Consider the following 12,418-nt stretch of genomic DNA (forward strand, 5'->3'; position numbering starts at 1 on the left):
CAGGATGCAGGCCGCCAAGGCAGCGTAAGTGGATAATTGTCCAACCTTCGGGGGGCATACCAGATAACAGGCATAAAAAAAGCCGACCCGTTGCCGGATCGGCTTTCAATAATCCCGGTGGATTATTACTTGCGGCTAGCTTTGTCCAGCATGCGCAGAGCGCGCTCGTTGGCTTCGTCAGCAGTTTGCTGAGCTTTTTGAGCAGCAGCCAGAGCTTCGTCAGCCTTGCGGTAGGCTTCGTCGGCACGTGCTTGCGAACGAGCTGCTGCGTCTTCGGTAGCTGTCAGACGAGCTTCGGTTTCTTTGGATACGCTGCTGCAACCGGTAGCCAGAACTGCGGCCAGAGCCAGAGCAGAGAATTTCAGAACGTTGTTCATCGTGTTCACCTTCAAGGAATTTTGTTCAAATTAGTCATCTCTCGAAAATGAGAAAACGACCGGCGTACATAGTACCCATTGTTTGTAGTAAGTAAACGGACCCAGCGCAAGAAGCTGCTAAAATTCCCTGCTTTGAAAGTGTTCCGCGTTACTTCTCAAGCGTTCCGCGTTACTTCTCAAGCGTTCTGTACAAAAACTATCCACTTTCACTGGACCCCCCGCCCGTATCGGCGGTTCCTCAGGACTCGCTTGAACATCTGCAAAAACCTTACATGTCTGACTGTCGGTCGGTGCATGGGCATTTCCAGGCGTTTTTATTCCGACTGCGCTTGAGGATATCCGGCAATGGTGCCTACTATCTGAATGTGATGTACGTCGAGATCGGCAATGTTCTTATCCGGTGTCGAAAACAGACACTGGGCGGCGTAGATGTTCCTTCGCCTGAAAAAGACCGGTAAGGTAGGGGTCAAATTCCAAGACCCGCGAGGAGTAGCGATGAGCGAGGCGTTGTCCATCCACCATGACGAAGTCGGCCACCATTTCGAAATCATTATCGACGGCCACCGTGCCTACCTGACGTACATGGATCTCGGCAAGCAGACGCTGGATTTCTACCGGACCTTTGTGCCCGATGCCTTGCGTGGACGCGGTATAGCCGCCGCCCTGACCAAGGAGGCCCTGGACTATGCAGGCAGCATGGGCTACTCCGTCATACCGTCCTGCTCTTACGTCGAGCGATACATGGAACTGCATGACCTGCAGTCCCAGGCGGCCAAGCTCTGATACATCGAGTTTACTGACCGTCAGCATGAAAAACGCCGAGCATATGCTCGGCGTTTTCGTTATTGCAGGTTAATCGGTCAGGCAGTTACTTGCGCTTGCGAGCGGGCAGTACAGTCTTGAGTTTCGCGTGCATGCTGCGCAGGGTTTTTTCAGTGCTTTCCCAATCGATGCAGGCATCGGTAATGGATACGCCGTACTGCAATTCCGACAGGTCCTTCGGAATCGCCTGACAGCCCCAGTTCAAGTGACTCTCGACCATCAGGCCGATGATCGATTCGTTGCCTTCCAGAATCTGGTTGGCGACGTTTTCCATCACCAGCGGCTGCAGGGCCGGGTCCTTGTTGGAGTTGGCGTGGCTGCAGTCGACCATGATGTTCGGGCGAATGCCGGACTTGTTAAGGGCCTGTTCGCACAGCGCGACGCTGACCGAATCATAGTTGGGCTTGCCATTGCCGCCGCGCAGTACGACATGGCCGTAGGCATTGCCCTTGGTGGTCACGATCGATACGCCACCTTCCTGATTGATACCGAGGAAGCGGTGCGGGCTCGAGACCGATTGCAAGGCGTTGATGGCAACGGTCAGACCGCCGTCGGTGCCGTTCTTGAAGCCGACTGCCGACGACAGGCCGGAAGCCATCTCGCGGTGAGTCTGGGATTCGGTGGTGCGCGCGCCAATGGCCGACCAGCTGATCAGGTCCTGCAGATATTGCGGGGAGATCGGGTCCAGTGCTTCGGTGGCGGTTGGCAAGCCCATTTCAGCCAGGTCCAGCAGCAACTGGCGACCGATGTGCAGGCCATCCTGGATCTTGAACGAGTCATCCAGGTATGGGTCGTTGATCAGGCCTTTCCAGCCCACGGTAGTACGTGGCTTCTCGAAATAGACGCGCATGACCAGATACAGCGTGTCGGACACTTCTGCCGCCAATGCCTTGAGGCGCTCGGCGTATTCCTTGGCTGCCTTCAGGTCGTGGATCGAGCAGGGGCCGATCACGATGAACAGGCGGTGATCATTGCCATCGAGGATGTTGCGAATCACCTCGCGGCCCTGGCTGACGGTGTGCAGGGCGGCGTCGGTCAGTGGGATGTCGCGCTTGAGCTGATCCGGGGTGATCAGAGTCTCGTTGGAGGCAACGTTAAGGTCGTCAATCGGTAAATCAGCCATCGTGTTACTCATCAGGTCGCGGGTACTGGCCGCCAACGGTACCCCGTGCGGCGGTGCCCAGCAGGTTTGAGCGCAGCGGGGAGCCGAACCTTAGCGCGTTATCGCGCTGTTCGACAATAAGTAAACGAGGTATCGGGCAGGTTACGGGTAACTGCCCGCCGGGCCGCGCTGCTGTATTGCAAGACAATCCGCTGCGACGGATAGTGTATGGCCCGAAATAACCTGACAGCCAAGGGAGAGGTCATGAGTGTTGATTCCCGTCGTCCGCGTGTCGGCGTTATAGGTACTGGTGCCATCGGCGGCTTTTACGGGCTGATGCTGGCGCGTGCCGGATACGACGTGCATTTTCTGCTGCGCAGCGAGTTTGAGGCGGTGGCGCGCGAGGGGTTGCAGGTCAATAGTGCCGTGCATGGCGACTTGCATCTCAAGCCCGTTCAAGCCTATCGCTCGGCGGCTGACATGCCGCCTTGCGACTGGTTGCTGGTGGGCACCAAGAGCACCGGCAACGCCGCGCTGGGTCCGATCATCAGCCAGGCTGCTGCGCCGGACGCCAAAGTGTTGCTGCTGCAGAACGGTCTGGCCGTCGAAGATCAGTTGCGCAGCGTGCTGCCCGACAGCCTGCATATATTGGGCGGGCTATGTTTCGTCTGCGTCAACCGGGTTGCGCCCGGCGTCGTCGCTCATGAAGCCTTCGGCGCGGTCAGTATCGGCTATCACAGCGGCCCGGCAGGCGACGAAGCGAGCCGCATGGCGGTCGTCGAAGCCTGCGCGGCGCTGTTCAAGACGGCCGGCATCGACGCCCCTGTCATGGCTAATCTGCAGCAGGCCCGCTGGCAGAAGCTGGTCTGGAATGTGCCCTACAACGGTCTGTCGGCCTTGTTGCATACCAGTACCAGCCAATTGATGACCGACCCTGACAGTCAGGCATTGATCCAGGCGCTGATGGATGAAGTGGTGCAGGGTGCCCAGGCCTGTGGTCATGCCTTGCCGCCGGGGTTCGCGCAGCATCTGTTTACCGTGACCCAGAGCATGCCGGACTACAGGCCCAGCATGTATCACGACCTGGTCGAGAAGCGGCCACTGGAGCTTGAAGCCATTTACGCCCGGCCCCTCGCAGCCGCGCTTGCCGCAGGGTTTGACATGCCCCGCGTGCGGGCGCTTTATCAGGCACTGGCATTTATTGACCGTGCCAACCGCTCGGCAAACGAGGAATGATTCATGAAAGAGGCTGATGGCCATAAGCTGGTCCTGGCGATTTCATCGCGGGCGCTGTTCGATCTTCGCGACAGCCACGAGGTGTATATGGCCGACGGCGTGGAGGCCTACCGCAAGTATCAGATTGAGCACGAGGATGAGATTCTCGAACAGGGCGACGCTTTCCCGTTGGTTGAAAAACTTCTGAGCCTCAATGCCAGCCTGGACAAGGCGCGCGTGGAAGTGGTGCTGGTGTCGCGCAACAGCGCCGATACCGGCTTGCGGGTCTTCAACTCGATCCAGCATTACGGCCTGGACATCAGTCGTGCTGCCTTTGCAGGCGGACGCAGTCCTTATCCTTATCTGGCGGCGTTTGGCTGCCATCTGTTTTTGTCGACCCACGCCGAGGATGTGCGCAGCGCACTGGATGCCGGTTTTGCTGCGGCGACCATCCTTTCAGGCGGTGCGCGACGTGCAGCCAGCGCCGAGCTGCGTATCGCGTTCGACGGTGACGCCGTGTTGTTTTCCGACGAATCGGAGCGGGTTTACCAGAGCGGCGGCCTGGCTGCCTTTCAGGCCAGCGAGCGTGAGTCGGCGCGCGAGCCGTTGCGTGGCGGCCCCTTCAAGCCGTTTCTCGCCGCGCTCTACCAATTGCAGCGCGAGTTTCCCGACGCGAGCTGCCCGATTCGTACCGCGCTGGTCACGGCCCGCTCTGCACCCGCACATGAACGGGTGATCCGCACCTTGCGCGAATGGGACATTCGTCTCGACGAGTCGTTGTTTCTCGGCGGCTTGCAGAAGTCGGCTTTTCTTGAGGCATTTGCCGCCGATGTGTTTTTCGACGATCAGCCCGGTCACTGCGAAAAGGCGCGTGAAGTGGTGGCAACCGGACATGTTCCGCATGGCATCAGCAATGAATTAACGCCGCTTGCCGACGGCAGCTGAGAAGTCTGTCGTCGCAGCCGATGATGCGCTGCTACGCTGAGTCAATCTCCGCCATTCCGGTTGTTCGGGAGGTTGTATGGTTCGTTCGATGCTGTATGCCACAGACCTTGGTCTGTACGCGCCTTATGTAACGCAGCACGCGCTGGCGCTGGCTCGAACGTTCAACGCAGGGCTGTATGTAATCCATGTCGTTGAGCCGATGGGCCTGTTCGCCGAGTCGGTACTGCAGAGCCATCTGGGCGAGGAGGCCTTGAAAGAGCTTCGCGGCAAGGGTGTTAATACGTTTCTGGGCGCCATAGAGCAACGAATGCTCGACGGGTTTCGTGAAGAACTGGGAGACGGCCACGCGGACCTCTCCCTGATTCGTACGGTGCGTGTCGTTCAGGGAGAGCCTGCCAGTGTGATTATCGAGCAGGCGCACAAGCTGGAGGTGGATTTGCTGGTGGTGGGCAGTCACAGTCGCAGGATAGAAGAGGGCACCTCGATAGGCCGGACGGCTGCCCGGGTCCTGCAATTTTCCGACGTGCCGGTCTACATGGTTCCGATGATGTTGAAAAAGGAGTGAGGGTAGGGAGAGGAAGGTTCAATTGGTGGTTTTAGTGAAATCGAGCGTGCGATCACCTTACAAAGGTGATAAAAAGTTCTAGAATTATTCGTCTCACCATTAATCCAGTTATATACCGTCGCTGATACCCATAGGGTTTATCTGCTTTGAGGGATACATATGAAGCTCCAACAACTGCGCTACATTTGGGAAGTGGCGCACCATGACCTCAACGTTTCTGCGACGGCCCAGAGCCTTTACACCTCCCAGCCCGGCATCAGCAAGCAGATTCGTCTGCTTGAAGACGAGCTGGGCGTCGAGGTTTTCGCCCGTAGCGGCAAGCACCTGACGCGTGTGACACCCGCAGGCGAGCGGATTATCACCACCGCAGGCGAAATTCTGCGCAAGGTCGAAAGCATCAAGCAGATTGCCCAGGAGTTCTCCAACGAGAAGAAGGGCACACTGTCGATCGCAACCACTCACACCCAAGCGCGTTATGCGTTGCCGTCGGTTATCAGTAATTTTATCAAGCAGTACCCTGACGTGGCCCTGCACATGCATCAGGGCTCGCCAATGCAGATCGCCGAAATGGCCGCTGACGGGACGGTCGATTTCGCTATTGCCACCGAAGCGCTTGAGCAGTTCAGCGATCTGGTAATGATGCCGTGCTACCGCTGGAACCGTTGCGTCGTTGTGCCACAGGGCCACCCGTTGACCAAGGTGCCCAAGCTCACCCTGGAGCTGCTGGCCGAGTACCCGATTGTGACTTACGTATTCGGTTTTACCGGCCGCTCCAAGCTCGATGAAGCGTTCAGTCATCGGGGACTGGTGCCCAAGGTCGTGTTTACGGCTGCGGATGCTGACGTGATCAAGACCTACGTCAGACTGAATCTGGGCGTGGGCATTGTTGCAAGGATGGCGGTAGACGAAGAGGTCGACAGCGATCTGGTGGTCCTGGACGCCAGCGACCTGTTCGAGTCCAGCGTGACCAAGATCGCTTTCCGTCGCGGCACCTTCCTGCGTGGCTTTATGTGCGATTTCATCGAAAAGTTCGCCCCGCACCTGACCCGCGAAGTCATGGCCAAGGCGATTCAGTGCCACAACAAACAGGAAATGGAAGAGCTGTTTGCCAACGTCGAACTGCCGGTGCACTAGTAGCAGCGGCAAGCTTTTGGCTACAAGCCGGAGCCAGAGCCTTACGCGCTCTGACTTGAGGCTCGCAGCTTGAGGCTTGCCGCTCGCAACGTCAGTTGCGCGCTATCAGGTTGCCTGCATGCAGCCCGCATTCCTTCTGCGTGGCTTCTTCCCACCACCAGCGACCTTCGCGTTCGTGCTGGTTCGGCAATACCGGGCGGGTGCAGGGTTCGCAGCCGATGCTGATGAAACCACGCTCGTGCAGGCTGTTGTAGGGCAGTTCCAGCATCCGGATGTAGCCCCAGATTTCTTCGCTGCTCATCTGCGCCAACGGGTTGAATTTGTACAGGGTGCGCTCGGCGGTCGAGAACGCGCTGTCGATTTCCAGTGCGGCAACGGCGCTGCGTGTGCCAGGGCTCTGGTCGCGGCGCTGGCCGGTGGCCCAGGCTGTGACGCCAGACAGTTTGCGGCGCAGCGGCTCGATCTTGCGGACGCCGCAGCATTCACCATGACCATCCCGGTAAAAGCTGAACAGGCCTTTTTCCTTGACGAAGGGTTCGAGCTTGCTCTGGTCCGGCGAGATGATTTCGATCTCGATCTTGTAGTGGTCACGGACCTGTTCAATGAAGCGATAGGTTTCCGGGTGCAGGCGCCCGGTGTCGAGACTGAAGACCTTGACGTTTTTGTTCAGTTTCCAGGCCATGTCTACCAGCACGACGTCTTCGGCGCCGCTGAAGGAGATCCATAGTTCATCACCGAAGTGTTCGAAGGCCAGTTTCAGAATGTCTTGGGCAGACTTGTTCGCATAGGTCGTCGCCAGTTCAGCGACGTCGAAAGGTTGGCTCATCAGGCGGCTTCCTAAAATGCAAGAGTGGCGCTTAAGCGCTCGTGATGGCGGCAATGCTAACAAAATCCGCTGTTCAGTGGCCGTTACCAGAGGCTAGAGTGCTGCCTGCGTTGATAGTCAAAGCCTTGAGGAGTGCGCTGTGGAAATTGCCTGTCTGGACCTGGAAGGTGTGCTTGTCCCGGAAATATGGATCGCCTTTGCCGAAAAAACCGGTATCGAATCACTGCGCGCAACCACTCGGGACATTCCCGACTACGACGTCCTGATGAATCAGCGCCTGCGTATTCTCGATGAGCACGGTCTGAAACTGTCGGACATTCAGGAAGTGATCGCCACCCTCAAGCCGCTGGAAGGTGCAGTGGAGTTCGTCAACTGGTTGCGCGAGCGTTTTCAAGTAGTGATTCTGTCCGACACCTTTTACGAGTTCTCGCAGCCGCTGATGCGCCAATTGGGGTTTCCGACCCTGCTATGTCATCGCCTGATCACCGATGAAACCGGCCGTGTCGTCAGTTACCAGTTGCGTCAGAAAGATCCCAAGCGTCAGTCGGTACTGGCGTTCAAAAGCCTGTACTACCGGATCATTGCGGCAGGCGACTCCTACAACGACACCACCATGCTGGGCGAGGCCGATGCCGGTATCCTGTTTCATGCCCCCGACAACGTGATCCGCGAGTTTCCGCAGTTTCCGGCGGTGCATACCTTTGATGAGCTGAAAAAAGAGTTCATCAAGGCGTCGAATCGGGATCTGGCGCTCTAGACGCAGGGCTTACACTTCTGGCTCCTGCGCAAGATCGGACGCGGAGCGTCCAGAAAGGCATGCCAACGCGGAGCATTGGCACGATAGTCGGAGCGAGGTAGGCGTATCGCGCAGGATCTCAGAGCGCCTCAAGCGTTTTCAGCAGCACGCGGACCTTGGTGAAGGTTTCCTGATATTCAGCCTCGCAGCTCGAGTCCGCCACAATGCCGCCGCCGCCCCAACAGGAAATGCGCCCATCCTTGACCAGCAGGCTGCGGATGGCGATTGAACTGTCCATTTCGCCGCGTACGTCCAGGTACATCAACGAGCCGCAATACAGGCTGCGTCGGGTCGGTTCCAGTTCGTCAATGATCTGCATGGCGCGGATCTTCGGCGCGCCGGTTATGGAGCCGCCAGGGAAGCTGCCCGCAATCAGGTCCAGTGCATCGTTGCCAGCGGCCAGCTCCCCGGTCACGCTGCTCACCAGATGATGCACATTGGGGTAGCTTTCCAGGCTGAACAGCTCAGGGACCTTTACCGAACCGATTTTACAGCTGCGGCCCAGGTCATTGCGCAGCAGGTCGACAATCATCAGGTTTTCAGCGCGGTCTTTCTCGCTGGCCAACAGCTCGTTGGCGAACGCGGCATCCTCTGTGGCGTCCGGGCTGCGCGGCCGCGTGCCTTTGATGGGGCGGGTTTCGACCTGTCTGGCGCTGACCCGCACGAAGCGTTCCGGAGATAGGCTCAGGATTGCATCGTGCCCCGGCAGGCTCAGGTAACCGGCGAACGGCGTCGGGCAAGCCGCTCGCAGTGCACAATAAGCGGCCCACGGGTCGCCCGTACACTGCGCCTGAAAGCGTTGCGCGAAGTTGACCTGATAACAGTCACCCGCCTGGATGTAGGCCTGAATACGTTCGAAAGCCTGTCGATAGTGATCCGCGCTGATGCTGGCCTGAAACGGCTGGCTGAGGCGGAACTCCGTGTGCGGCTCAGGGATATAGATAGAGAACAGATCAATCAGCCGTTTGCGCTCGTTTGCGTGCAGGGACGGGTGAAAAATCAGCTGACTGGTCTGCTCCTGATGATCACTGATCAGCGCCCAGGCGTAGAGCCCCAGGCGCGCTTCGGGCAGTTGCAGGTCGTCGACGGCCTGATCCGGTAGCGGTTCCAGGCGTCGACCAAACTCATAGCTCAGATAACCGATCAGGCCGCCAGCGAAGGGCAGTTCGCACCCGTCAGGCAATTGCGCTGTGCCGAGCGCTTTGAGACTGTCGCGCAACCGCTGGAGATAGGTGGCCCCATTCTCGTCATCGGCAACGGTCAGTTCCTGCAGCGGCCATGCACTGAGCAGGTCATATCGGCCGCGCTCTGCGGTCGGCCTGCCGCTGTCGAGCAGCACCGCGCGCGGCGCTTCGCGGATTCGCGCAAAGAACGCGATCGGGTCGGCGCTGTAGGGCAGGGGGTGTATCGAACAGATCGGCATCGTCGAATATCGGTCTTGGAAACGCGGCTGTCGATTGTAGCCTTGCCGATGCGGCAGTCCTAGCGGTATGTCCGTTCAGATGCCGGGCACGTGGCCGAACAGTTCCTGGACAAAGCTGACCCGCTCCTGCGCAGATTCCTGGCGTCCTTCGAGAGCCAGTTGTTCCAGACGCGCCTCGACGGCCTGAGTGCGATGGGTCAGGCCACTGTCATTGGCGATCTGAATGTTCAGGCCGGGACGGGCATTGAGTTCCAGAATCAGCGGGCCCTTGTCCTGGTCCAGCACCATATCGACACCGATGTAGCCCAGACCACACAGCTCGTAACACTCGGCGGCAAGCTTCATGAAACCGTCCCAGTTGGGCAGTTGCACGCCGTCTACCGAATGGGTGGTGTCCGGGTGCTTGCTGATGATGTTGTTCAGCCAGGTGCCTTGCAGGGTGACGCCGGTGGCCAGGTCCACACCGACGCCAATCGCGCCCTGATGCAGGTTGGCCTTGCCACCTGACTGACGGGTCGGGAGGCGCAGCATCGCCATCACCGGATAGCCCATCAGCACGATGACGCGGATGTCCGGCACCCCCTCATAACTGATGCTTTTGAAGATCGGGTCCGGAACAACCCGGTATTCGATCAGCGCCCGGTCACGGTGGCCGCCCAGCGAATAAAGGCCCGTGAGGATGCTGGACACCTGATGCTCGATTTCGGCGTGGCTGATGATGCGTCCCGAGACGGTGCGAAAACGCTCTTCGAAACGGTCGGCGATGACCAGAATGCCGTCGCCGCCTGCGCCCTGGGCGGGCTTGATCACGAAGTCGCTGTGCGCGCCGATGATATCGTCAAGCCGGTCGATTTCCTTTTCCGTGGAAATCACTCCGTACATTTCCGGCACGTGAATGCCTGCCGCGATGGCCCGCTCCTTGGTGATGATCTTGTCATCGACGACCGGATAAAGGCTGCGCTTGTTGTACTTGAGCACATAGTCGGCGTTACGCCGATTGATGCCCATGATGCCGCGGGCCTCAAGCGCCTTCCAGGTCTTCCACCAGCCGATCATTTAGTCTTTTCCTCTTTCAGAAAAGCCTTGAAGCGCATCAGTTCGGTCAGGCGATAGCCACGTTATCTACCCATCGCCAGCATGAAGCCGACCAGTATCAACAGCACTACCGGGAAGGTGAAAACGAAATAGGTCAGTTCCGGCACGCTCATGATCAGGTGTGCCAACGATGCCGCGAACAGCGTGCCGATCGCGACTTTCATGGCGTGGCTGCCGCCGCGTTCTTCCCAGGTAATCGACAGGCGTTCGATGGTCATGGTCAGGATCACCATCGGGAACAGCGCCACCGAAAGCCCGCGTTCGAGCCCCAGCTTGTGGCTGAACAGGCTGATGGCCGCAATCAGCACCACAACGAAGGTCAGTACAACCGACAGGCGCGGCAGCATTTGCAACTTCAGGTGCTCCAGGTACGAGCGCAATGACAAGCCCAGAGCGGTGATCACCGTAAACAGAATAATGCCGAAACCCAGTTGGGTTTCGCGGAACGCCAGGGCAATCAGCACGGGCGTGAAAGTGCCCAGTGTCTGCAGGCCGATCAGGTTGCGCAGGATCAGGATGACCAGTACGCCAATCGGGATCATGACCATGACCATGAAGGTCTGCTGGGTTTGCAGTGGCAGCCCGTAGAGAGAATAGGCAAGGAAGTCGGAGTCTGTGCTGGCGTCGGTCAGTTTGGCGAGACGCATGGCGTTCATTTCACTGTTATTGAGGCTGAACGTGACTTGCACTTTCTTGCCCCCTTCGACACTGACCAGTGCGTCTTCACCGGTCCACCACAACAGGCGATCATCCGGCAGACCGGCTTCACCAGTGTCCGGGTTGAAGTACAGCCATTCCTTGCCATTGAAGCTGCGCAACCAGAGTTCCGGCGTCTGCTGCTCGGCATCCAGGCGAATGGTGTGGGCCTTTTCCAGTGGTACGTGGGCGATCGACAGCAGCAGCTCGGTGACCCGGGCCTTGTTGGAGGCCGAGTTATCACCGGCCAGCAGCAGCTTGACGTTATCGTCATTCAGGTTGTTGACGCGTTTGATGGCCTCGGTGATGAAGGTTTCCACGTCCGCAGAGTGCTGGTGAATGGGGGCCAGCAGTGCCTCGGCTGCAATTTTTTCGGGGCCTTCGACGGTCATGCTGTCGCGAAAGATCGGCCCTTTGACCTTGGGTTTCTCACCGCTGTAGCGCTTGGTCAGTACCAGGCGGTAGTAAAGCGTCTGGTTGCCGGTGGCGCGACGGGCGGACCAGGTGACCTTACGGTTGCCGTCAGCGCGGTTGACGCTGACGCCGTAATTGTTCGAGATGAAGCTTTCATTGAGGCTGATGTAGTCGTGGGCCAGTGGCGGCACGAACATCTGGACCTTCACCGAATCCTTTGGATTGGCGATGAATTCGACTTTGGCGTCGATATTCCACAGGTCATCGGTTTCGTCTTCGGTGACGGGTATGCCGAGCGCCAGTATCTGATAGGCCGTGATCGCGATGCCCAGGGTCACAAGGGCAGTGATCAGGATCTTCAGATGGAGTGTAAGAGAGCGCATGGGTTTACTCTGCGTTTTGAGCGACGGAAGCGCAGCCGGGCTTCCCTGCCGCATATTTAAGACTTGGATCGACCAGCGCATCGAAGCGTTTCAACGCTTCGGAGCCGATCAAAAGCGGATATTGGAAAGCACTTCGGTCAGTCAAGTTCACTTCGATGGTGCGTAAAGCTTCACCCATACAGATATCGAGGTTGATCACCGGACGTGACGAGTATTTGTTTTCTTCATTCGGGTCAACGTCGTCGGCGCGGCGCTTGATCTTGCTGACCCGGGCCAGAGGTCGTTCTATGGGGTGTATATGCTTGCTGTCGCTGGCTATATAGAAGCGCACCCAGCTTTCGCCATTGCGTTTGAAATGCTTGATGTCGCGGGCGCTCAGTGAAGCGGTCTTGGCCCCCGTATCCAGTTTGGCGGCAATCTCGACGTCGATTTCAATGAGGCTGGCGTATTCGTTGAGGCCATAGACTGTCTTGTTGGCGGCCAGGCTGACGCTGGGCAGCAGCAGGCCGGAAAAGAACAGCAGGTAGAGCAGTGTGGGCAGGCTAGTCAGTCTCATAAATCCTGGCGCGATGAGCGAACAACTTCAGGGTCAGGGCGCAAATGGAGTTGACCTGAGGGTGATAGG

Annotated in this window: 12 protein-coding genes and 1 pseudogene; 6 read left to right on the forward strand and 7 right to left on the reverse strand. The window is 58.3% G+C overall.

Translation table 11 applies throughout. The features are described 5' to 3' along the window. Positions 1–125: 125 nt before the first annotated feature. Positions 126–377 carry an outer membrane lipoprotei OprI gene (oprI, locus tag AO277_RS22340; RefSeq protein ID WP_002553018.1) on the reverse strand — a complete coding sequence of 84 codons (252 nt, stop codon included), beginning with the start codon at positions 375–377 and terminating at the stop codon, positions 126–128. A 495-nt stretch (positions 378–872) separates the two neighbouring features. Between oprI and AO277_RS22345 the strand changes: the two genes are divergently transcribed. Beyond that, positions 873–1,160: a GNAT family N-acetyltransferase gene (locus AO277_RS22345; RefSeq protein WP_002553019.1), complete on the forward strand. Its 288-nt coding sequence runs from the start codon at positions 873–875 to the stop codon at positions 1,158–1,160. Between the two features lie 85 nt (positions 1,161–1,245). Here the strand turns inward: AO277_RS22345 and AO277_RS22350 are convergent, their stop codons facing one another. Then, the gene (locus AO277_RS22350) at positions 1,246–2,322 is read right to left on the reverse strand and encodes a 3-deoxy-7-phosphoheptulonate synthase (RefSeq protein WP_005746092.1); all 1,077 of its coding nucleotides are present in this window, start codon (positions 2,320–2,322) and stop codon (positions 1,246–1,248) included. 243 nt (positions 2,323–2,565) lie between these two features. Between AO277_RS22350 and AO277_RS22355 the strand changes: the two genes are divergently transcribed. The 4 genes from AO277_RS22355 (at position 2,566) to cysB (ending at position 6,160) form a co-directional block, all read left to right on the forward strand. Beyond that, a complete protein-coding gene (locus AO277_RS22355) occupies positions 2,566–3,537 on the forward strand; it encodes a putative 2-dehydropantoate 2-reductase (RefSeq protein WP_002553021.1) in 972 nt (323 codons plus the stop codon). Between the two features lie 3 nt (positions 3,538–3,540). Next, on the forward strand, positions 3,541–4,461 hold the full coding sequence (locus tag AO277_RS22360; protein ID WP_016980879.1) for a 5'-nucleotidase: 921 nt from the start codon (positions 3,541–3,543) through the stop codon (positions 4,459–4,461). Between the two features lie 76 nt (positions 4,462–4,537). Further along, complete coding sequence (locus AO277_RS22365; RefSeq protein ID WP_005732526.1) at positions 4,538–5,026, forward strand: universal stress protein; 489 nt, start codon at positions 4,538–4,540, stop codon at positions 5,024–5,026. A 159-nt stretch (positions 5,027–5,185) separates the two neighbouring features. After that, on the forward strand, positions 5,186–6,160 hold the full coding sequence (gene cysB / locus AO277_RS22370; RefSeq protein ID WP_002553024.1) for an HTH-type transcriptional regulator CysB: 975 nt from the start codon (positions 5,186–5,188) through the stop codon (positions 6,158–6,160). A gap of 91 nt (positions 6,161–6,251) precedes the next feature. Here cysB and AO277_RS22375 read toward each other — a convergent pair whose 3' ends face one another. After that, positions 6,252–6,986: a phosphoadenylyl-sulfate reductase gene (locus AO277_RS22375; RefSeq protein ID WP_002553025.1), complete on the reverse strand. Its 735-nt coding sequence runs from the start codon at positions 6,984–6,986 to the stop codon at positions 6,252–6,254. A gap of 139 nt (positions 6,987–7,125) precedes the next feature. On the opposite strand from AO277_RS22375, the gene thrH reads away from it, so the two are divergent. Continuing rightward, positions 7,126–7,743 (forward strand): bifunctional phosphoserine phosphatase/homoserine phosphotransferase ThrH, encoded by a 618-nt coding sequence (gene thrH / locus AO277_RS22380; protein WP_002553026.1) that lies wholly within the window; start codon positions 7,126–7,128, stop codon positions 7,741–7,743. A gap of 118 nt (positions 7,744–7,861) precedes the next feature. On the opposite strand, the gene pabB is transcribed toward thrH, so the two are convergent. The 4 genes and pseudogenes from pabB to rloA all read right to left on the reverse strand — a co-directional run bounded on the left by pabB (position 7,862) and on the right by rloA (position 12,349). Further along, a complete protein-coding gene (gene pabB / locus AO277_RS22385; RefSeq protein ID WP_044318816.1) occupies positions 7,862–9,205 on the reverse strand; it encodes an aminodeoxychorismate synthase component I in 1,344 nt (447 codons plus the stop codon). A 75-nt stretch (positions 9,206–9,280) separates the two neighbouring features. Further along, the gene (locus AO277_RS22390) at positions 9,281–10,258 is read right to left on the reverse strand and encodes an alpha-L-glutamate ligase-like protein (RefSeq protein ID WP_161794680.1); all 978 of its coding nucleotides are present in this window, start codon (positions 10,256–10,258) and stop codon (positions 9,281–9,283) included. 68 nt (positions 10,259–10,326) lie between these two features. Further along, positions 10,327–11,793 (reverse strand): annotated as a pseudogene (gene rloB / locus AO277_RS22395) (osmotic stress tolerance membrane protein RloB); the annotation flags it as partial. A 4-nt stretch (positions 11,794–11,797) separates the two neighbouring features. After that, positions 11,798–12,349, reverse strand: coding sequence for a retropepsin-like aspartic peptidase RloA (gene rloA, locus AO277_RS22400; protein ID WP_005732528.1), 552 nt, complete (start codon positions 12,347–12,349; stop codon positions 11,798–11,800). Between the last annotated feature and the right edge of the window lie 69 nt (positions 12,350–12,418).

The organism is Pseudomonas amygdali (assembly GCF_002699855.1).
Lineage (GTDB): Bacteria > Pseudomonadota > Gammaproteobacteria > Pseudomonadales > Pseudomonadaceae > Aquipseudomonas > Aquipseudomonas amygdali.

Bases quoted from the DNA above. Each gene is read 5' to 3' on its own strand.
- cysB (WP_002553024.1), top strand. From the start codon at position 5,186: ATGAAGCTCCAACAACTGCGCTACATTTGGGAAGTGGCGCACCATGAC.
- AO277_RS22345 (WP_002553019.1), top strand. From the start codon at position 873: ATGAGCGAGGCGTTGTCCATCCACCATGACGAAGTCGGCCACCATTTC.
- rloA (WP_005732528.1), bottom strand. From the start codon at position 12,349: ATGAGACTGACTAGCCTGCCCACACTGCTCTACCTGCTGTTCTTTTCC.
- pabB (WP_044318816.1), bottom strand. From the start codon at position 9,205: ATGCCGATCTGTTCGATACACCCCCTGCCCTACAGCGCCGACCCGATC.
- AO277_RS22375 (WP_002553025.1), bottom strand. From the start codon at position 6,986: ATGAGCCAACCTTTCGACGTCGCTGAACTGGCGACGACCTATGCGAAC.
- AO277_RS22365 (WP_005732526.1), top strand. From the start codon at position 4,538: ATGGTTCGTTCGATGCTGTATGCCACAGACCTTGGTCTGTACGCGCCT.
- AO277_RS22355 (WP_002553021.1), top strand. From the start codon at position 2,566: ATGAGTGTTGATTCCCGTCGTCCGCGTGTCGGCGTTATAGGTACTGGT.
- oprI (WP_002553018.1), bottom strand. From the start codon at position 377: ATGAACAACGTTCTGAAATTCTCTGCTCTGGCTCTGGCCGCAGTTCTG.
- AO277_RS22360 (WP_016980879.1), top strand. From the start codon at position 3,541: ATGAAAGAGGCTGATGGCCATAAGCTGGTCCTGGCGATTTCATCGCGG.
- AO277_RS22350 (WP_005746092.1), bottom strand. From the start codon at position 2,322: ATGGCTGATTTACCGATTGACGACCTTAACGTTGCCTCCAACGAGACT.